General features: G+C 67.4%; 1 protein-coding gene. It reads left to right on the forward strand.

What is annotated here, in order from left to right; all coding sequences use genetic code 11:
- Positions 1-583, forward strand: a 583-nt coding sequence (locus tag NS220_RS18410; protein ID WP_193755422.1) for an HNH endonuclease, incomplete at its 5' end; no start/stop codon positions are given.
- Between the last annotated feature and the right edge of the window lie 236 nt (positions 584-819).

Raw genomic sequence — 819 nt, forward strand, 5'->3', positions numbered from 1 at the left:
CACCCGCACCGACGACGGCCCCGGCACCCTCGGCACCATCCGCGCCCGCGTCCAAGTCGTCGTCCCCGCCCTCACCATGCTCGACCCCGCACAGGAGAACACCGACCCCGCCGACCTCATCGGACACGGCCCCCTCGACGCCGACACCGCCCGCACCCTCGCCGAATCCACCACCGTCCCCTGGGACCGCATCATCACCCACCCCATCACCGGCGCCGTCCTGCACACCGACACCTACCACCGCACCACCGCCATCGACCGACACCTGCGCGCCCGCGACCGCCACTGCCGATGGCCCGGATGCACCGTCCCCGCCATCCGCTCCGAAGTCGACCACACCCTCGATTACGCCCTCGGCGGCCCCACCGACATCGGCAACCTCGCCCACCTCTGCCAACGACACCACACGCAGAAGCAGTTCACCCGCTGGAAAGTGAAACAACTCCCCCACGGCATCCTCGAATGGACCAGCCCCACCGGCCGCACCTACACCGACGAACCCCTGCCCTACTCACCCGCCGTCAGATTCCTCCCCGACGACCCACCCCCACCCGCACCCGCACCCGCCCCCGCCCCCCGCTGACCCGCCAACTGGAGGGCTGTCCCCTATACCCATCTCCGAACCCACGAGCCCGGCCGACGTCGCGGACGCCGTCCTCGGCTTCGACCAACAGACTCGAGGAGACACTGCCGCTGCGACAGCGATTGACCCACGGCTTCAGGTCGACCCCAAGTCAGCAGACGCAAAGATCGCTCATGTCAATAAACAGTCAATGATCGAAAACAAAATGATCTAGAGCAGTGTCAGAGGAAGTGGCA

The organism is Microbacterium testaceum, assembly GCF_001476655.1.
GTDB classification, from domain to species: Bacteria; Actinomycetota; Actinomycetes; order Actinomycetales; family Microbacteriaceae; genus Microbacterium; species Microbacterium testaceum_C.